General features: G+C 41.5%; 17 protein-coding genes. 14 read left to right on the top strand and 3 right to left on the bottom strand.

The genetic code is table 11. From position 1 onward, the window contains the following. Positions 1-34: 34 nt before the first annotated feature. A complete protein-coding gene (locus HDF25_RS19045; RefSeq protein WP_184627698.1) occupies positions 35-652 on the bottom strand; it encodes a nitroreductase in 618 nt (205 codons plus the stop codon). A gap of 148 nt (positions 653-800) precedes the next feature. Between HDF25_RS19045 and HDF25_RS19050 the strand changes: the two genes are divergently transcribed. Next, positions 801-1940: a hypothetical protein gene (locus HDF25_RS19050; protein ID WP_221450956.1), complete on the top strand. Its 1140-nt coding sequence runs from the start codon at positions 801-803 to the stop codon at positions 1938-1940. Positions 1941-2037: 97 nt separating this feature from the next. Here HDF25_RS19050 and HDF25_RS19055 read toward each other — a convergent pair whose 3' ends face one another. Next, positions 2038-4470 carry a TonB-dependent receptor gene (locus tag HDF25_RS19055; protein ID WP_184627700.1) on the bottom strand — a complete coding sequence of 811 codons (2433 nt, stop codon included), beginning with the start codon at positions 4468-4470 and terminating at the stop codon, positions 2038-2040. A gap of 179 nt (positions 4471-4649) precedes the next feature. Here HDF25_RS19055 and HDF25_RS19060 point away from each other — a divergent pair, with 179 nt between their 5' ends. From HDF25_RS19060 to topB, 7 genes are all read left to right on the top strand, one after another. After that, positions 4650-5621, top strand: coding sequence for a Gfo/Idh/MocA family protein (locus HDF25_RS19060; protein WP_184627702.1), 972 nt, complete (start codon positions 4650-4652; stop codon positions 5619-5621). Between the two features lie 70 nt (positions 5622-5691). Then, the gene (locus HDF25_RS19065) at positions 5692-6117 is read left to right on the top strand and encodes a MarR family winged helix-turn-helix transcriptional regulator (RefSeq protein WP_184627704.1); all 426 of its coding nucleotides are present in this window, start codon (positions 5692-5694) and stop codon (positions 6115-6117) included. A gap of 10 nt (positions 6118-6127) precedes the next feature. Then, positions 6128-7720 (top strand): MFS transporter, encoded by a 1593-nt coding sequence (locus tag HDF25_RS19070; RefSeq protein WP_184627706.1) that lies wholly within the window; start codon positions 6128-6130, stop codon positions 7718-7720. A 62-nt stretch (positions 7721-7782) separates the two neighbouring features. After that, the gene (gene kynU / locus HDF25_RS19075) at positions 7783-9072 is read left to right on the top strand and encodes a kynureninase (protein WP_184627708.1); all 1290 of its coding nucleotides are present in this window, start codon (positions 7783-7785) and stop codon (positions 9070-9072) included. Next, complete coding sequence (locus HDF25_RS19080) at positions 9069-9929, top strand: bestrophin family protein (RefSeq protein WP_184627710.1); 861 nt, start codon at positions 9069-9071, stop codon at positions 9927-9929. The genes kynU and HDF25_RS19080 overlap by 4 nt, the downstream gene beginning before the upstream one ends. Beyond that, positions 9930-10835: a histone deacetylase gene (locus tag HDF25_RS19085; RefSeq protein ID WP_184627712.1), complete on the top strand. Its 906-nt coding sequence runs from the start codon at positions 9930-9932 to the stop codon at positions 10833-10835. Positions 10836-11251: 416 nt separating this feature from the next. After that, entirely contained in the window at positions 11252-13114 is a 1863-nt protein-coding gene (gene topB, locus HDF25_RS19090; RefSeq protein WP_184627714.1) for a DNA topoisomerase III, read from the top strand. 1 nt (position 13115) lies between these two features. Here topB and HDF25_RS19095 read toward each other — a convergent pair whose 3' ends face one another. Then, positions 13116-13943, bottom strand: a complete 828-nt coding sequence (locus HDF25_RS19095) for an aminotransferase class IV (protein ID WP_184627716.1) — start codon at positions 13941-13943, stop codon at positions 13116-13118. 120 nt (positions 13944-14063) lie between these two features. Between HDF25_RS19095 and HDF25_RS19100 the strand changes: the two genes are divergently transcribed. The 6 genes from HDF25_RS19100 to HDF25_RS19125 all read left to right on the top strand — a co-directional run bounded on the left by HDF25_RS19100 (position 14064) and on the right by HDF25_RS19125 (position 19297). After that, positions 14064-15164, top strand: a complete 1101-nt coding sequence (locus HDF25_RS19100) for an MBL fold metallo-hydrolase (protein ID WP_184627718.1) — start codon at positions 14064-14066, stop codon at positions 15162-15164. A gap of 43 nt (positions 15165-15207) precedes the next feature. Next, positions 15208-15540 (top strand): hypothetical protein, encoded by a 333-nt coding sequence (locus tag HDF25_RS19105; protein WP_184627720.1) that lies wholly within the window; start codon positions 15208-15210, stop codon positions 15538-15540. Beyond that, the gene (locus HDF25_RS19110) at positions 15531-16382 is read left to right on the top strand and encodes a hypothetical protein (RefSeq protein ID WP_184627722.1); all 852 of its coding nucleotides are present in this window, start codon (positions 15531-15533) and stop codon (positions 16380-16382) included. Before HDF25_RS19105 ends, HDF25_RS19110 begins: the two co-directional genes overlap by 10 nt. Continuing rightward, on the top strand, positions 16383-17315 hold the full coding sequence (miaA, locus tag HDF25_RS19115; protein WP_184627724.1) for a tRNA (adenosine(37)-N6)-dimethylallyltransferase MiaA: 933 nt from the start codon (positions 16383-16385) through the stop codon (positions 17313-17315). A 235-nt stretch (positions 17316-17550) separates the two neighbouring features. Further along, positions 17551-18090: a hypothetical protein gene (locus HDF25_RS19120; protein WP_184627726.1), complete on the top strand. Its 540-nt coding sequence runs from the start codon at positions 17551-17553 to the stop codon at positions 18088-18090. A 154-nt stretch (positions 18091-18244) separates the two neighbouring features. Further along, positions 18245-19297, top strand: a complete 1053-nt coding sequence (locus HDF25_RS19125) for a GlxA family transcriptional regulator (protein ID WP_184627728.1) — start codon at positions 18245-18247, stop codon at positions 19295-19297. Positions 19298-19309: the final 12 nt, after the last annotated feature.

The following is a 19309-nucleotide window of genomic DNA, read 5'->3' on the forward strand; positions in this document are numbered from 1 at the left end:
GTTTAAATTTTTATTCGGTTTGTTTTGAGGCGTTTTATTTAAGCCAGGTTACTTTTTTTGTTAGCGGACTTCTTTTTTTTCTGGGTGTTATCGCAAGGGGGTCAAAATGCCCCATGATAAACAGCCCCAGTGAGCGTTCATTTTCTGCCAGTCCCAACTCTTTTACATACTCAATAGCAGCATCTGTAGAGCACCAGTAACCTCCCAGGCCGTAGGCTGTACAGGAAAGTGCCATGTTTTGTACTGCACACGAAACAGCTGCTATTTCTTCCCATTCCGGGAGCGCTATTTTAGGATGACGGACAAGAATAATGGCAATCATGCAGGCCGCCTTTAAGGGATATTCCTGTAGGTATTTAAACTTTGCGGCGAATTTTGAGTGTGATAATTTCTCTAAATAATAATTTTTATAATAATTTGCCATATACAGCCCGAACTGATATTGATGCGTTCCCTGTAGTACAATGAACCTCCAGGGTTCGGTCATTTTATGTGTAGGTGCCCATGTTGCATTGACAAGTATTTCTTCTACAATGTTTTGAGGGATATCTTTTGCCAGAAACTCATCTGGATAGATACTTCTTCTTTCCCGTATTACGTCCGTAATTACATCCTCAGCTCCGATTAGGGTCAAATTATTTGAATGATCCATAGTTTAATAGTGTAACCTTAGAGTTACATATGTTGTGTTTATTAAATATTTATTTTCAAAAAGTATTGCTATTTAGAACGATTAAAAATAGATTTGCTGTGACAAAAGTATTTTTAATTAGTCTAAATAACAAATTAAATATCTAAACATGGAAAATAATCTTGCACCAGAGCCCAAAATAGGGGCCTCCAGGGAAGGCGCTCGCCTGGGGCGCTCCGTTTCAACTCCACCGAGGTCACCACGTATCATAGACGTGACTGCAGAAGAGCGGTTGGAAATTATCTATATAGGAAAATTGCTGAAAGCGCGTTACGGCGATTATTCTCACCCGGATTTCATCTCTATGATCCATTTGAACGCGTATAAAATGCTGCCAGAAAGACTGGCGAAAATCCTGAGTAATTTTGGTACTGACTTTTCTGAGGAGCAGTATGGAGCGATAGTCTTCAGAGGATTGGTTGAGGTAGATCAGGATGCACTTGGCGTGACCCCGCCATCCTGGAAAGAAACAGACTTCAGTAAACTGGTTGAATATGGATTTATCTCTGCGTTATTACACGGCGTAGTACCGTCTAAACCGGTAGAATATTTTGCACAACGAAAAGGCGGAGGTTTGTTACACGCGATTATTCCAGATGAAAAAATGGCCTTGTCACAAACAGGCTCAGGTTCAAAAACTGATCTGTATGTCCATACAGAAGACACATTTTTGTACAATGCAGCTGATTTTCTAAGCTTCTTGTATTTGAGAAATGAAGAACAGGTACCTTCTATGCTGTATTCTATCCGTTCTCACGGCAAAACAAATGAGATGATGAAGGAATTGTTCAAACCGATGTATAAATGCCCTAAAGACGCTAATTATGCGACCGAAGAAGCTATTGGTGATTCACCATCAACTGCTGTGTTATATGGGGATGAGGCGACACCATTTATCCGCTTCGATGCTGCGGAACAGATTTTTAATAAAGATGCCGGACAGAGCCCTGAGGCTATGGATAACCTGAAGGAATTCTGGGCTGAAGCCAAACAGCTGATCTATAATGACTTTATTCCTCAGGCCGGGGATCTGATTTTTGTCAATAATCATTTATGCGCACATGGGCGGAATGCTTTTGTCGCAGGTTTCAGAAACGAGAATGGGATTATGGTTAAATGTCAGCGCAGACAAATGCTGAGGATGATGAGTAAAACCAGTCTGATCCATATCAGGTCTGTTACCCATCCGGAAAACCCTTATCTGATCATGGAAGAACACTATGGCCAGGTATATAAAAACCAGGGATAAAACATAAAACAATAATTCAAGGAAAAAGCGTACAGGAATAATCCCTGTACGCTTTTTAAGGTTAAAGATTTGCCTCAGCGATTCTGATGAACCTGATTTAGAATCTAAGAGTTAGGTTTGCAGCAAAATTTCTTGGCATTTGTGCTGTGATTACACCTTGTCCGGCAAAATATAACTGATCAGTAAGATTATCGAATTTCAAACCAACCCTGTACCATTTTGTGTTGTAAAATGCAGTTGCATTTAAAACAGTATAAGAAGGGAGAGTAAATACACCAGTAACCTGAGAGTTTGAAGTCATTTGTTTACCGGCATAGTTTCCGCCGAAGCCCAGCCCTAAACCTTTAAGATCACCTTGCTGTAAGGTATAACTGATCCAGGCATTGGCTAATTCTGCCGGTCCGGCAGAAGCAGGTCTTCTTCCTTCTACTTCAGGAGCTGATTTTGTCCATTTGCTATCGTTATGGCTATAACCCGCAATAATATTCAGGCCAGCAACAGGATTTGCGATCAGCTCGAATTCCACACCTTTGCTTAGCTGGGTGCCATCCTGTAACTGAACATCATAAGCCTTATTGTTAATGGTAACTGTGCCATCGCGCAGCATATTTTTAACTTTAATATTATAATAACTTGCAGTGAAGCTCAATTTATGTTGGAAAACATCCAGTTTAACCCCTCCTTCAAACTGATTGGCCTGCATAGGTTTGAATGTTCCGGGAATATCACCTTGCTGCACACCTACAGGGGCAACATTGGCAAAGCTGTTCATATAATTACCAAAAATGGAGACCTGGTCCTGAATTACATTATAAACCAGGCCGAATTTAGGAGAAAGGGCCGTCTGGCTGTTTTTTGTATTGGCAACCTGCATATTGGTCACCTGATTAATTGTTCCTTTGGTTTCAAAACGATCTACACGTAAACTCATCATAGCCAATAAATTATCCGTTACATTCAGCACATCGGATACATAAGCACTGTAAACGTTGCTTGCGTTATAAGTTCTGATCCTGGCTGCGGTGCTTGCTCCGATTTTCTTTTCTGCCGATGTACGTGATAAACTTCCGTAACCCGGCGAGAATACATCCTTCAGGCCGCTCACCGTATCCATAACAACAATAGGAGAGTTGTTAGTTAATGCAGTTTGATTCAGGTAATCTAAACCAATGACCATTCTGTTGCGGAGTTTACCGATTTTGAAATCTCCTGTAAAGTTCTGCTGAAGATTGATAGAGGTTGCATTGGCATTTTGTAGCTGCACGCTTCTTTGTACATAACCATCACCAGGTAGATTACGGATAAATTCATATTGATAGAAGCCGTCAGTTTTGCGGTTATTCTGAGAATAATTGGTTTTTGATGTCCACTGATCAGATATTTTGTAATTTACTTCTGCGTGGATATTTGTACTTGGTGCTTTAATGCTAAGGTCATTGCTGGTATAAGAACGGTTCCAGTCATAATTAAGCTCATTCGGGTTATGTGCTGTAAACTGGCGGGTACGGTTTAGGAAAATAACCGTCGGGCTGGTGCCTTCATAATTGTAAAATTCGGCACCGATATTAACTTTTAGTCTTTCATTCACGCGATATTCGACAACCGGTGCGATAAAAGTCGATTTTCTGAATCCTGCATCCTGGAAGCTGTTCTGATTTTGATAAGCCGCATTTAATCTGAATAATAAATTCTTGTTTTTATTGACTGGCCCGTAAAGATCTGTACTGATACGGTTAAGGCCAAAACTTCCGGTTGTATAAGCTATTTCACCGCCCAGCGTGTCTACAGGTTTTTTGGTCACCAGGTTAATTAATCCACCAAAGCTGGTCAGTGCACCTCCGTACAATGTGCCGGAAGGGCCTTTAATGACTTCAATCGCTTCTATATTTGCCGGATCGAAATCTGCATTGGTTCTGCCTGCAATACCATCAATCATAGTAATCTGAGTTGGGAATCCACGCATCGTGTAATAAGCACCTCCATCTCCGCTGCGGCCACTTGTACTTAGTATTTTAGTTAAACCAGGTGTGTTTTTAAGGACATCACCTACACTGGTAGTGATCTGTTCAACGATCAGGTCTTTGGTGATTGTCGTATAAACCTGAGGGTTCTCGAGGTTTTTTAAAGGTAATTTGGCAACTGATTTACTTTTTTTTGCAGCAAATTTATTTGTTCTTCCTACACTGATGGTTACTTCCTGCAATTGTGCAAGGTTTTCGGACAGGATAAAATCAGGGAGTATAGTTTCCTTTTTGGTCAAGCTAATTTTTTTCTCTAAAGGAATAAGACCTACAGCTGTTACTCTCAAGGTATAATCGCCTGGTTTTACATTGGTAATGGTATATTCTCCTTCGTTATCTGTCTGTGTACCATGTCCTTTTCCTACAAGGGTTAAGGAGACGTTATCGGCTGGTTTTCCGTCTTTAGTTAGTATTTTTCCACGTATAGTATATCCTTGCTGTGCCTGGGCTACAGTGCCAAACAGGCAAAAAAGGCAAATTAAATGGAGGATTCGTAGTCGTATTTTCATGTGATTTAATTGGATTAATTCTAATTAAGGCAAATCAACGACAATATAAACTGAAATCCAAATTATTTTTAATGATTCTAAATAGTAAGTGAAGAGAAATATATGGCTTGTAACTTGCAACTAATTATTCGAAAAATGATGAGCATATTTACAGCCATAACTTAAAGCAGAGACATAAAATGATAAAATGGGGAATGATCGGTTGCGGAGATGTTACAGAGGTAAAAAGCGGGCCGGCCTTTAATAAGGTGACTGGTTCCAGTCTGGTAGCAGTCATGAGCAGAAGTCCGGAAAAAGCGGCAGATTATGCCAAAAGACATCGGGTTCCGAAATGGTATAGTAATGCTCAGGAATTAATTGATGATCCTGAAGTCAATGCTGTATATATTGCTACACCACCCTTATCGCACGAGTCACTGACAATTGCCGCCCTGAAAGCGGGTAAGTCAGTTTATGTCGAAAAACCAATGTCAGTCAGTGCTGAAGCTGGTCAGAGAATGCTTGAAGCGGCAGTTCAAAGTGAAGGATCATTGACAGTAGCACATTATCGCAGGGAACAGCCCATATTTAAAAAAATTAAATCCCTGATTGAAACAAAAGCAATCGGAGAGGTTAAGTTTGTTACGCTAGATTATTTGCAGCCTGCATTGACGGCGAAAGAACTGGCGGACCCTAAAATACAATGGCGTGTGGATCCTTCCATAGCTGGCGGCGGACTTTTTCATGATATCGCCCCGCATCAGCTGGATCTGATGATTTATTTTTTCGGGCCGGTAGAAAAAGCAACAGGAGTATCAGGTAACCAGGATGGGCTGTATGAAGCTGATGATATGGTAACCGGTGTTTTAAAATTTAAAAACAATGTTTTTTTTAACGGAACCTGGTGTTTCGGAATGCCTGAAGGCCAGAGTCTTGACCGTTGTGTCATTACAGGATCAAAAGGAAGCCTGTCTTTTGCAGTTTTCGGACAGCCGCAGATAGAACTGGTCGTTAATGGAGAAAAGGAAGTATTCGGTTTTGAACCTCTGCAGCATGTTCAACAGCCTATGATTGAGGCTACTGTGCGCTATTTTCTTAAAGAAGGAGCCAATCCCTGTAAGGTGGAAGAAGGGCTGGAGGTCATGAAGATTATTGAGGAATTTAGTTCGTGATTAAGCTTTAGTATAAATTGGTTGAATATTCAACCAATTTATACTAACTTTGTCTGGTAATTCATTCGTTATGGAAGATTCGACCAGAATTAGTTTATTAATCTCACAGGCCCTGGGCTTGTATCGCCTCAGAATAAACGCATTACTGATACAAAATGAGCTTGATCTCACCTCTGAGATGTGTGCTGTTCTCCGGTTAATCTGGAAAAAAGAGGGGCAGAAACAAAGGGAACTTGCCAGTCAGTTGTACAAGGATAAAGGTTCCATCACCAAAATCATCGATAATCTCGAAAAGAGGAAACTAGTGGAAAGGATCAGCGATGAAACCGATGCCAGGAATAAGAACATCAGACTAACCAGCAGTGGCCGGGCACTGGAAAAGAGAGTTTTACCACTATTGGATAGCTTTCTGAATGAAATTACCGCTTCGATCGAAGCACAGGAGCTGGAGATTACCAGACGGGTTCTTCAGGAAATTATTGGAAAACTAAGCTGATCTGTTTGTTATGCTGTATGAATTGTCTCCTTACCGGAAAAATATCAGCGAAGCTATCAAAGGACCTGCAATAATTTTGCTTCTTCTTTTACAATCGTTTGTACTGGCTATTACCAGTACTACTGCCTCGCGTTTATCTGCTTTTTATGGTGTAGAACCAGAAACTGTAACCTGGTTTTCGCAAATTGGTACGATCGGGCTGGTTTCTGCCATCCCAGTATATTACAGGCTGAAACTGTATTTTAAAAAGTCTGACCTGTTAATGGGTGCGCTCGTGTTACAGGTAATTTTATCGGTTTCCTGTTACCTGATTAATTACGCACCGTTGTTACTGATCAGCAATTTCTTTATCAGTATGCTTAAACTGATCTGTCTGCTCGACTTCATCTCCTTATTAACGGACAGGTTTCCCGTCATGCGGCACAGGGCGATGTTTTATGGTATCTATTATACAATCGCCAGGACGGGAGGGGAACTGGCTGATATACTGATTAACCCAACTATTGAAGAACATGACTGGCAGTCTGTCTATCTGATTGCAACGGTCGCAGCCAGCATCTGTATTGTAATTTGTCTGCTGTTATTTCATCGCGAAAGGATGTTTCGGAAAGTTCCACTATATCAGGTGGATTGGGCAAGTATGTTTTTCTTTACCGGCGCATCTTTACTCTTGTGTTATGTCCTTACATACGGACAGGTCCGCGACTGGTTCAGTAATTCTGAAATTATAACTGCATTTGCAGGATGCTGTATGTTCACTTTCCTGTTTATTTTCAGGCAGTATCATGTGAAACGTCCATTCTGGGATTTGAGGGTTTTTAAAGATTACAAACAGATCCCTTTGGGAATAACATTTATGGTCATTATGTATCTGTTTTACAGCAGTAATATGCTGTTCAACCGGTATGCGGCCTATACTTTTCAGGGGGAAGAAGGCTATCTGTCAATGATTGCCCTGATTACTTTATGTGCTTATTTGCTGAGTTTTCCACTGGCGGGAATCTTATTGTATCGCCGGGTACCGGTAAGGATAATGCTCTGTCTGGCATTCCTGCTTTACGGTGCGTCTTTGCTGCTCTTTTTCCATGATGTGCAGACATATAATGCCATGAATAACCTGGTTGCTGCCTATTTGTTGCAGGGGATGGCTTATGGGATCATGCTGACTACACTTTCTACGTTCACTGCGACCAATATACCCCGCGAATCCAATGGTGACAGGGTCATGGGAAGTTTGTTTTTCCGGTATATTTTCGCCTCTTATGCAGGCTATTCTTTATTCAGTAACTGGTTGTTCCGGGATACGGTGAGACATCATGGTTACCTGACAGAGGGGATTACTTTTGACAATCCTGTTTATGCTACTGAAATGCAGCAGTTAAAAGGAAGATTTTTAGCGCAGGGGATGGATCTCATCCATGCGAATAGGGCTGCATTGTCTTTAATCAGCAAAAAGATCGAATTACAGGCAACCTTACTGAGTATCAGGGAAATTTCTTTATATATGGCAATAGGCGCTGTTTTGATGGCCATGCTGGTCCTGTTTATCAGGAGATTTGAAATGCACGAAATTACAGAAGAGAACAAGTATAAAATTGTCTGAACCCTGATTTTTTTTGTTAAAATTGTAAAAACAGTTAAGCTGACCCGATTTATTAAAAAGATATGAATTTTGAAAATACACTATCATTTGCCAGGACAATGGATGAGCAGGACCCTTTACGCAGGTTCCGTGAAGAATTCCTGTTTCCACAGCAAAATGGTAAACCTTTTATATACTTATGCGGAAACTCATTAGGGCTTCAGCCTAAATCAGCGCGGACAGTACTTGGTCAGCAATTGGATAACTGGCAAAACCTGGCCGTGGAAGGATGGTTTGAAGGAGATAGTCCCTGGATGTTTTACCACAAGGAACTGAAAAAACTAATGGCGCCGGTTGTAGGTGCAAATCCGGCCGAGGTTTGTCCGATGAATACACTGACGGTAAACCTTCATTTACTGATGGTCAGTTTTTATCGCCCGGAGCAGAAAAGATTTAAGATCATCATGGAAGCGGGTGCTTTTCCTTCAGATCAGTATGCACTGGAAAGCCAGGTCCGTTTTCATGGTTACGATCCTGCAACAGCGATTATCGAAGTTGCCCCAAGACCAGGTGAATATACTTTAAGGACTGAGGATATTACAGCCCGTATTGCTGAAAATGCAGATGAACTGGCATTGGTGCTGTTTGGAGGGATCAATTATTTTACCGGACAGTGGTTTGATATGGAGGCTATTACCAAAGCCGGGCATGCAGCAGGGGCGATCGTAGGTTTTGATCTTGCACATGCAGCAGGTAATGTGCCGGTAAGATTACATGACTGGGATATCGATTTTGCCTGCTGGTGTTCTTATAAATATCAGAATAGCGGGCCAGGTGGAATAGGTGGGATTTTTGTCCATGAAAAGCATTTCAAAAATGAGCAGCTTGACCGTTTTGCAGGCTGGTGGGGTTATCAGGAAACTACCCGTTTTAAAATGGAAAAGGGTTTTATTCCTGAAGCCGGAGCGGATGGCTGGCAGGTGAGCTGCTCACAGGTGATGCCTATGGCCTTATATCATGCTTCATTGCAGATTTTTGAAGCTGCTGGTTTCATGGGGCCACTGAGGAAAAAGAGTATGATGCTGACGGCATATCTGATCTATGTCATTGATCAGGTTAATCAGGCAGTAGGTTACGAGCAGTTTAAAGTCATTACTCCTGAAAATGAAAATGACCGGGGTACGCAGGTTTCGATCATTGCCCAGGGAGATGCCAAAGGTATTTTTGATCAGCTGGTCACTGCACATGTACTGGGTGACTGGAGAGAACCCAATGTAATCAGGTTAAGCCCGGTGCCATTGTATAACTCTTTCGAAGATGTTTTCCGGACTGGTGAGTTATTGTTGAAAATAAGTAAAGAGCGTGCTTTATGATCAATTACAATCCTAAAGACTGGTTTACCTTCATCTTTCATATCCACAAAGCGGATACTTTCAGGAAACTATGGCCACTGATGATCAGTGTAGCGATCTTTTCGGGGATAATTGCGTTTTTGGAACTGCATTTTCTTCAGCTTTCGCAGACCGCCTCGGTAAAGAATATAGGGATGATGCACAGCTTGCTGGGTTTTGTGATCTCTATGTTGTTGGTTTTCAGGACTAATACTTCTTATGACCGCTGGTGGGAAGGACGCAGGTTATTAGGCGAACTGACGAATGTGAGCCGGAACCTGGCCATTAAACTGAAATCGCTTAAACTGGATGCTGCGGAGTATGAATATTTCAGCTATGCGATTCCAAAGTATGCTTTTGCTTTAAAGGAGCATTTAAGAGAAAAACAATATTTCGGTAAAAACAGTTTCCTGGTAGAAGTGGATGGGGGAAAACATATTCCCAACCAGGTAGCGGCGAGCCTTTCTGCAAGGATTTTTGAACTGGAGAAGCAGGGGCAGATTTCGGGTGAACAGCTAATTATATTATGTGGAGATTTGAACCGCTTTACGGATATCTGTGGTGGATGTGAAAGGATTAAGAAAACTCCTATTCCTTTCTCTTATAGTGCTTTTATTAAGAAATTCTTATTTATTTATGTGATTACGCTTCCGTTTGGCTGGGTTTTCAGTCTGGGCTATTTTGTCATCCCGATCGTACCGTTTATTTTGTATGTACTGGCCAGTTTGGAACTGATTGCCGAAGAAATAGAAAACCCTTTTGGTACGGATGCGAATGATTTACCTGTCGACGAGATTTGTAATAATATAGAAAAGCATGTCGGAGAGATCCTGAACTAAATGGTCAAGATAGCTTATCATCATTTATACGCACATCCTTTACCTGAAGGGCACCGTTTCCCGATGCTAAAGTATGAGCTGATCCCCGGACAGTTATTGCATGAGGGGGTGATTACTGCTGCAAATTTGTTCGAACCTGAATTGGTTGCTGAAGAAACGGTACTGCTATCACATGATATGGCTTACTGGACACAGCTAAGGGACCTGACTTTACCGGCACGTGAACAACGCAGGATTGGATTTCCGCTGAATGCGCAGTTACTGGAACGGGAGCTGAGGATCACGCAGGGAACTATAGATGGTGCATTGTTTGCCAGGGAATGTGGGATTGCCTTTAATGTCGCAGGTGGTACGCATCATGCGGGATCTGACTGGGGAGAAGGGTTTTGTCTGCTGAATGATCAGGCGGTTGCTGCAAATTATTTAATTCATAAAGGGATATATCAAAGGATTTTAATTATTGACCTGGATGTACACCAGGGAAATGGTACAGCACAGATCCTGGAAAAAGAACCGCGTGTTTTTACCTTTTCTATGCACGGGGAAAAGAACTTCCCTTTCAGAAAGGAAACCTCTGATCTGGATATCGGACTGGATGAAGGAACCGGGGATGAAACTTATCTGTCAATTTTAAGGGATGTTTTACCAGATCTGTATGAAAAACACCAACCAGAATTTGTATTTTACCTGGCAGGAGTAGATGTTTTGAGTACGGACAAGCTAGGAAAACTGGCCATGTCAAAAGCCGGATGTAAGGAAAGGGACAGGATCGTTTTTCAATTTTGTAAGGATCATCATTTGCCTGTACAGGTGAGTATGGGCGGAGGGTACTCACCAGGAATTAAAGATCTCGTCGAAGCACATTGCAATACGTTCAAACAAGGGATAGATATTCTGGGGGGCTGATACTCTTCCGGTCGGGTTGTATTCGGGTACTGTTCTGGTACTGGTCGTAATGAGTCCGTATTCATGGTGTCCTGCGTGTATGTTGAGGCCACGTTTTCCTAAGTAAAAGGTGGCCTCAACGTGGGGTAATGGTGGCCTCATGGTGGCCTCATCCCGAACAGTACCCCAGCACAACCCGACTAAGTCTTATCCGTCTATAGCTATGCAACATTAAAATATTTTTTTGACCGGCAGACCAGCTGGGGTAGTTATTGAGGTGATGGCCTTAATGGCTTGTTGCCTTGTTGGTTAGGTTGGTGTATGAATAGTGTTAAAGCGGCTTGCTGATAGGGAAATGTAGATGTTACCAGAGCTGTCTGGTTTTTTTATACGAAGTATTTTGATGAAATTTAGGGGTTCTAACTAAAGGATATCAGATGAAGATTGTAATTGCAGAGAAACCATCAGTTGCACGTGAACTGGCTAAAGTGTTTGGCGCAACGGGTAGAAAAGACGGATACATTGAGGGGAAAGGATACTCTTTCACCTGGGCATTCGGACATCTTCTGCAATTGGCACCTCCACAGGAATATGGCTTTATTGGCTGGAGAAGACAACATCTGCCCATGCTCCCGGCTAAGTTTAAACTGGCCATCCGGAAAATCAAAACCAAGGACGGTCTGGTAGAAGATCCGGGCGTGAGGAAACAACTGGATATCATCAAAAAGCTTTTTGATGAAGCTACGGAGATTATCGTCGCAACGGATGCCGGGAGAGAAGGTGAACTCATCTTCCGCTATATCTATTATTTTCTGAAATGTAAAAAACCTTTTAAAAGACTCTGGATCTCCTCGCAGACTGACGAAGCGATCAAGGAGGGGTTCCGGAATCTAAAACCGGGTACGGATTATGATACTTTATTTAATTCAGCGCATTGCAGATCGGAATCTGACTGGCTGGTAGGGATGAATGCCACGCAGGCACTCAGTATCTCGGCCGGCGCAAGATCAGTACTGTCGCTGGGCAGGGTTCAGACACCGACACTGGCCATGATCTGCTCCAGGTTTCTTGAAATCAAGAATTTTGTTCCTCAGTTATATTATCAGCTGGGGATACAGCTGGATAAGGACGGACAGTTGTTTAAGGCCGTTTCTATCGTGAATTTCAATGTAAAGGAAGAAGCACAGATCCTGTTTGATAAAATTGAAGATGTTAATTCAGGTTTTCCAACGGGCGGAAAGATCATTGATGTAGAAGCTAAACCAAGGAAGGAACCACCTCCTTTATTGCATGACCTGAGTAGTTTACAACAGGAAGCCAATAAACGTAAGGGATATACTGCTGATCAGACATTGAATATACTACAGAATTTATACGAGAGTAAACTGGTTTCCTATCCCCGGACAGGCAGCAGGTACATCGGTGATGATGTATTTGCCGGAGTCCCTCAGCTCATTACACAATTAACGACACATCCTGATTTTGGGAAACAGGCTGAATTCCTGATGATAACCCCACTGAATAAAAGGAGTGTGAATGCGAAAAAAGTGACGGATCACCATGCTATTCTGCCAACCGGTGAGACACCTTATCATCTGAGTGCGGATAAACAGGCTGTCTATGATATGGTTGTTGGTCGTATGCTGGAGGCTTTCCACCAGGAATGTGTTAAGGAAGTGACTAAAATTACTATCGAATCTGGTTCTTTGTTTATCGCCAATGGTACGGTAATCCGCTCTGCGGGATGGAGATCTGTATTAAATGATAAAGAGGATGATAAAAAGGATGAGGATAACCCTTCGCTTCCAAAAGTCAAAAAGGGAGAACTTTTACCGATTGTCGAAAAGGCATTGTTAGAGAAACAAACTAAGCCTAAAGCGCTATACAATGAAGCTTCCCTGCTGAAAGCGCTGGAGACCTCTGGTAAAGAAATTGAAGATGAAGAGTTGCGCTATGCGATGAAAGATAGTGGATTAGGCACACCGGCAACCAGGGCAGCAATCATTGAAACACTGATTACCAGGGAATATATTATGCGGGAGAAGAGAAATCTTGTACCTACTTTTAAAGGCCTTGCCGTGTATGACGTGGTTAAAGATCAGAAAATTGCACAGGCAGAACTGACCGGTTCCTGGGAAAAACGCCTGGAGGAGATCAGGTCTGGGGCCTCAGTTACCGAATTTAAAGCTGAAATTTCTGATTATACCCGGGCAATTACCAATGAGCTGCTTGCGGCCGGAGCTGGTCTTGCAGAAAAGCTGATTCCTAAGAAAGAGGCTCCGGCTGTTACAGAAGCTTAGGTTAAACCGATTTGATTTTTTCCAGAAGCAGTTCAGAAAGTTTCCTGGTAACAGGTCCTGCTTCTCCATTGCCTACATTTTTTCCGTCTATTTTCAGAACAGGTAAAATGTTTTTGGTCGTACTGGTGATAAATGCCTCACTAGCCTGGTTAAGCTCTGTTAAAGTGAAATCACGTTCGGTCAGCTGGAAGCCGGTGTACTTCAGGTTAAGGATATTTTTACGGATTACTCCACTAAGAATACCATTTTTAGCTGTAATGACTTCCTGTTCAGGAGTAACGATGAAAAAATTTGCACGCGGACATTCTTTAACCAAACCGTCAGCATGATACAATACGTCATCGGCTTTATTTTCATCAATAAAAGATTTTAGCCAGATGGCCATAGAATAATCCAGGGTTTTCATTTCTGCCAGTTGTCTCTGATAGGCGTAAGTCACCAGGGACATTCCTTTTGAATCTAAGGCTGAAGGGATATTCAGGGGGTGCTGGGTGATAATCAGGTTTGGGGATACCGGTAAATGATACCCATCTGCTGAATAACCTCCGGTTAAGGTCAGCCGTATTCCTGAGTCAGGTAAGTTGTTGATTTTGATAAGTTTGTTGATAATTTCTTCCAACTCAGCTGCTGTGTATTTAACCTGCAGGTGCATTCTGGCTGCAGAATTGAAAAAGCGTTCCAGATGATCCTGTAGAAAAACCGGCCTGTCATTGATGGTCTTGAAAAAATCAAATATGCCGTATCCTCTTAGTATGGAAAGATCTGAAATTAATAAGGATGCTTGAGTTGCGTCTAGATAAGTATCGTTTAAAAAAACAGTATTTGTCATCGTTTCTGGCTTTTGAGATTAAACAGGCTGCTGCAATATTAATAAATTCCTGACCGTGATCCTACCTCCAATTGTTATATTCGGTGCGGAATTTCCGGATATTAACATTTATCTTAAACTATGTATATCATTTTGTTCATTGTCTGCGCTTTAGCGTTATTGACTTATATCACTTTATCTCTTCCTGTTTTTGGACGTTTGCCTGAAGGGGCAAGACTGGAAAGAATCAGGCTGTTGCCTAATGTAAAAGAGGATGTTTTGCAAAATCTTTCTTTTACGCCCATGAAACCGGAAGACCAGGGATACTGGGGAATTATCCGGGCTATGTTGAAGGGGAATCCGAATAACAGGCCTTCAGGGGTTTTACCACATGTCAAACCTGAACTGGATTCTGTTTCCGGACATAAAGTGACCTGGTTTGGCCACTCGTCTTATTTACTTCAGCTAGATCAGGTGAAAATACTGGTTGATCCTGTATTTAGCAGAACACCCTCGCCATTTTCTTTTATTGGCAGGAAGTATTATGATGGAACTGATTTTATCAGCGCTGAGGATTTTCCGGCAATTGATATTTTATTGATTACACATGATCATTATGATCACCTGGATTATCAGAGTATTTTAAAACTGAAGGACAGAACAAAGCATTTCTTAACTTCGGCTGGAGTAGGGGCACACCTGGTCAGATGGGGAATTCCAGCCAGTCAGATTACAGAATTAGCCTGGTCTGAACAAACGGTTTTAAACGGGTTCAAATTTACAGCAACCCCAGCAAGACATTTCACAGGAAGACTGTTTAAAAGGAACCGGACGTTATGGTCTTCTTTTGTTCTGGAAACAGGTACATCTAAATTATTTTTAGGCGGTGATTCGGGTTATGACACTCATTTTAAAGAGATAGGGGACCAATACGGGCCGTTTGATCTGGCGATCCTGGAATGTGGACAGTATAATGAGTTATGGCCATATATCCATATGTTCCCTGAACAAACGGTAAAAGCTGCAAAAGACCTGCAGGCAAAAGTCCTGATGCCTGTGCACTGGGCAAAGTTTACCTTAGCTTTGCATGACTGGAATGAGCCTGTCCTGCGTGTAGTTAAAAGCGCGGAAGAACAGCATCAAATGATCACAACTCCTTTGTTAGGTGAAACAGTAATTATTGGGGCAGCATACCCGGCTACAAAATGGTGGTTAAATATTGCAGCTAATGGTAAACAATAGTTTTTAATACGTGTTATAGGTATGTATTCAAAAACAAAAAAAAATGAAAACAGATCTTATTGAAATCTTCCAGACTATCAGAGCCGCGATACAACCTTATGTCAGATTGGGGTTTAATCATCAGACTGACAGTGAAAAAAAATATGATCTTTGGACAGAAACCCCGGTAGGAACCGGGAATGGAAAACAACAACCGAAGTTCTTCCTTAGTTTGGAAATCATCGACGATCATGTCGCATTTGATCTGTTGCCTGAGTCTGTTGCGCAGCATGAACGAACAATGTACATTAAAGAACTGGATGACGTGACTTTGAATTTAATTGAAGACAGAGTAGCAGCCGGCTTTAAAATATTTAAAGAGCAGGAGTGGGTATAAAAAATATAAGCTGGAAAGAAGAGCTTAAACAAGAATTATTGAAAATTGGCATTGAGTCAGAACTTTTTATTTCTGACTCTTTTCTTTTAATGAGGTTCCGGGAGAATGAACAGTTATTCCTGCACCTCATTACCATTGACACACAGCCCGGTTGCAGGGAAACCTTACAGCTGCAACAGGATTATCTGGCAGAGGGTAAACAGCTGATTCAGCTTTGGGAAGATGTATGGCAGAACAGGACTGTACAGGTACTGAGCCGGATCAGTGCACTATTGGGCAGAAATAAAAGGATACATGGACGGAAAACCAATATCCTGAGCATTACTCAGCCCCAGGCAGATCAGTTTTTAAATCAGCACCATCTTCAGGGATCGGCCACTTCCAGGTACCGGTATGCCTTACTGCTTAATGATCAGATTGTTGCTGTTGCCACTTTTAGCGGCAAAAGGAAAATGATCAGAAAACATCCGGACTATACCTCTGCAGAGTTGATCCGGTTTGCGACGGCGGACGGATTTACGGTACAGGGCGGATTAAGTAAGTTACTTCAACATTTCATCAAGACTTTACAACCGGACGATGTGATGACTTATGCAGATCTGGACTGGTCTTATGGCAAAGGTTATACGAAACTGGGCTTTGAACTGGTGGCGCAAACACCTCCGGCTGAAATATGGCTGGATACGCAAAAAATGATCCGCTATTTCCCCCATCGCTTACCCCCTGAACTCAATCTGATAGTTGCTGAGCTGTCGGCTGCTGAACGTGTCGGATACTTAAATTCTGCTCATTATTTCAGCGTATTTAATATGGGAAATCTCAAATATATCTTACACTTGTAAATGGACAAAAATCCTCTTTTAATTATTCTCGGCCCTACCGCTTCGGGAAAAACAAAACTAGCTGTCAGCGTTGCCCATGCACTGAATGGAGAGATCATCAGTGCAGATAGCAGACAGGTATTTAAAGATATGGATATTGGTACGGGAAAAGATCTCGGAGAATACGAAAAGGATGGTCAGCTGGTGCCTTATCATCTGATTAATATCAGGGAAGCAGGAGGAATTTATAATGTGAATGCATTTAAAGAGGATTTTTATACAGTCTTTGATCGGCTGACAGCACAACATAAATTACCTGTGCTGTGTGGTGGTACAGGAATGTATATTCACAGCATTCTGCAAAAACAACCTTATACCGCCGTTCCGGTTAATGAAGAATTAAGGAATAGTCTGCCGGCACATGATATTGTAGCTCTGCGGAAAATATTGACTGCTTATCCGGCTTCTTTAACAGCGCATGCAGATCTTTCTTCTGCAAAAAGACTGGTCAGGGCAATTGAAATTGCAGCTTATTTAAAGGAGAATGATTTACCTGAAGTGAATTATCCTGAAGTTCATCCACTGGTTATAGGACTAAGCGGACCAGTAGACTTGCGAAGGGAAAGAATCTTTCAGCGATTAAATGCACGTTTTGACGAAGGTTTAATTGAAGAAGTGGAAGGCCTTTTAAAGCGCGGAGTAAGTGCAGAAATGCTTGTCTTTTACGGTTTGGAATATAAATTCATCACAGAATATCTCCAAAATAAGCTCAGTTTACCGGACTTAAAGGAGAAATTGTACTTCGCAATCCGTCAGTTTGCTAAAAGACAGATGACTTTTTTCAGAAAAATGGAAAAAGACGGTATTCTGATAAACTGGCTGGATTCAGTACAAGGACCGGAGTATTTAACCCAGAGGGTTATCGAATTATATAAAGCTGAGTTTTCTGTATAAATGACTGTTACGTAGTGTTTTGTGTTGGTGTGATTGGTGGCTTCCGGACAGGACTGGCCAGGTCGGTATGAAGGAATTTAAAATTTCTGAAAATGCCGGATAGCTGGTTTATGAACTTGTTTTGAGACCTTAAAAAGCCATTTTAAATCGTAATGGCATACAATTTGTAATTACCCATGCAGGAGATTGGTATTGATTATCAATCCCGGACAGTTAAAAACAAATGAAGAAACAAATGAAAAATTCTACAAAATATCTTGCTTCGGCAGTAGCTGCTGTGGCAATATTCTTTTCTACGAATGCCAGTGCACAAAAATTAGGGATTGGTGCTAATATAGGAATTCCGACAAGCAGTAATTATAGTATTGCAGCTGGTCTGGATGTACGTGGTCAGTTTGACCTGACTAAACAGTTATCGGTTCCGGTAGGTGTTGGTTACACTCATTTTTTTGCTAAAAATGCGACTTATAATCCAGGTGACGGTGTAGTTAAAGTTCCTGATTATGGATATATTCCGGTAAAAACTGGTTTGAAATATTTCTTTGATCCAAGTGGTTCAGGAATCTATGCAATGGGAGAGGCTGGAGCGGCTTTTGGAGTTTCTAAAAATTCAAAAACTACTTTCCTTTATGCACCTACAATAGGTTATTCATTCAGTAGTGGTCTGGATTTAGGTCTTAAGTATGAAAATGCTGGTAAAGGTGATGCTTTACGTTATTTAGGTAATAATACGGGACAAATAGCTTTACGTATTGCTTACGGTTTCAAGCTTTAAAAAAAACGGATCATATCTAAAAGAGGCTGTATCATTGATAGAAATGATACAGCCTCTTTTTTTTTTGTTCAGTATTTTATGGTTATTCCATTTGGCCTGAATTGTATAAAATATGTCCTTTTAGACAGTTAACTTAGGTTGTAAATTTGTCATTATGAATGATGGTAAAGCAATAACCGTTAATAATCAGCAAAAAAAACGAGTCGTAATTGTAGCCATGTCAGGCAATATGCTGCTTAATTTTGCAGGTCCGGCTGATGTTTTTACCAATGCCGACAAGTGTTTAAGTCTTTCTGGTTCAAAAATGGGCTACGATGTGCTAATCGTGTCTCCAACCTTGAATAAGAAAGTAGTCACTTCAACTGGAATTGAAATTAGCTGTCAGCACAGTGCAATGGAAATTACAACACCTATTGATACCGTAATAGTTGCTGGAAATGACAACCAATTACAGAAATCTGCATATGCTGATTTCTGTAATTGGTTGTCATTCGTAAATGAAAGTAATACACGCCGGATCGGATCAGTTTGCGGAGGTGCGTTTGTTTTAGCCGAGGCAGGGTTGTTAAACGGAAAAAAAGCGACGACACATTGGCAATTGAGTGAAAGGTTAAAGAAGGAATATCCGCTTGTTGAAGTGAATACCAATGCCTTTTATACAAACGATGGACGCATTTATACTTCTGGTGGCGTGTCTTCAGGAATTGATCTTGCGCTGGCTTTGGTCGAAGAAGACCACGGAAAAGACATTGCCGTTCAGGTAGCCAGGAGATTAGTTTTTTACTTATCCAGACCTGGGTTCCAGGTTCAGTTTGCCAACTTGCTGCCGGTTTATGAAAGTTCAAATCTTGCCGGAAAATTACATAGCTGGTTTAGCGAAAATCTGCATCAGCCATTGGATATCATCCGGATCGCCGATCATTTAAATATGAGTCCAAGAAATTTTACACGTGTTTTTCATAAACAAACTGGTTTGCCTCCCGCTAAATTTATAGAAAAACTAAGGGTGGAGACAGCCCGTAAATATCTGGAGAATAGTGATATGTCGCTTGAAAATATAGCTGAAAAATGCGGTTTAGGTGGACTGGTTTCCATGAGACGAACCTTTCTGAGGCATTTAATGATTACGCCTTCCGACTATCGCCGGGCATTCAGGACCTCTCTCAAAACACCCGGTATTAACGACGTGATGCAACCTGATTTATAACACAGAAATTAA

Origin of the sequence: Pedobacter cryoconitis (assembly GCF_014207135.1) — a bacterium.
Classification (GTDB): Bacteria; Bacteroidota; Bacteroidia; order Sphingobacteriales; family Sphingobacteriaceae; genus Pedobacter; species Pedobacter cryoconitis_D.

Excerpts from the sequence above, each read along its gene's own strand:
- HDF25_RS19045 (WP_184627698.1), bottom strand. The coding sequence starts at position 652 with ATGGATCATTCAAATAATTTGACCCTAATCGGAGCTGAGGATGTAATT.
- HDF25_RS19050 (WP_221450956.1), top strand. The coding sequence starts at position 801 with ATGGAAAATAATCTTGCACCAGAGCCCAAAATAGGGGCCTCCAGGGAA.
- HDF25_RS19055 (WP_184627700.1), bottom strand. The coding sequence starts at position 4,470 with ATGAAAATACGACTACGAATCCTCCATTTAATTTGCCTTTTTTGCCTG.
- HDF25_RS19060 (WP_184627702.1), top strand. The coding sequence starts at position 4,650 with ATGATAAAATGGGGAATGATCGGTTGCGGAGATGTTACAGAGGTAAAA.
- HDF25_RS19065 (WP_184627704.1), top strand. The coding sequence starts at position 5,692 with ATGGAAGATTCGACCAGAATTAGTTTATTAATCTCACAGGCCCTGGGC.
- HDF25_RS19070 (WP_184627706.1), top strand. The coding sequence starts at position 6,128 with ATGCTGTATGAATTGTCTCCTTACCGGAAAAATATCAGCGAAGCTATC.
- kynU (WP_184627708.1), top strand. The coding sequence starts at position 7,783 with ATGAATTTTGAAAATACACTATCATTTGCCAGGACAATGGATGAGCAG.
- HDF25_RS19080 (WP_184627710.1), top strand. The coding sequence starts at position 9,069 with ATGATCAATTACAATCCTAAAGACTGGTTTACCTTCATCTTTCATATC.
- HDF25_RS19085 (WP_184627712.1), top strand. The coding sequence starts at position 9,930 with ATGGTCAAGATAGCTTATCATCATTTATACGCACATCCTTTACCTGAA.
- topB (WP_184627714.1), top strand. The coding sequence starts at position 11,252 with ATGAAGATTGTAATTGCAGAGAAACCATCAGTTGCACGTGAACTGGCT.
- HDF25_RS19095 (WP_184627716.1), bottom strand. The coding sequence starts at position 13,943 with ATGACAAATACTGTTTTTTTAAACGATACTTATCTAGACGCAACTCAA.
- HDF25_RS19100 (WP_184627718.1), top strand. The coding sequence starts at position 14,064 with ATGTATATCATTTTGTTCATTGTCTGCGCTTTAGCGTTATTGACTTAT.
- HDF25_RS19105 (WP_184627720.1), top strand. The coding sequence starts at position 15,208 with ATGAAAACAGATCTTATTGAAATCTTCCAGACTATCAGAGCCGCGATA.
- miaA (WP_184627724.1), top strand. The coding sequence starts at position 16,383 with ATGGACAAAAATCCTCTTTTAATTATTCTCGGCCCTACCGCTTCGGGA.
- HDF25_RS19120 (WP_184627726.1), top strand. The coding sequence starts at position 17,551 with ATGAAAAATTCTACAAAATATCTTGCTTCGGCAGTAGCTGCTGTGGCA.
- HDF25_RS19125 (WP_184627728.1), top strand. The coding sequence starts at position 18,245 with ATGAATGATGGTAAAGCAATAACCGTTAATAATCAGCAAAAAAAACGA.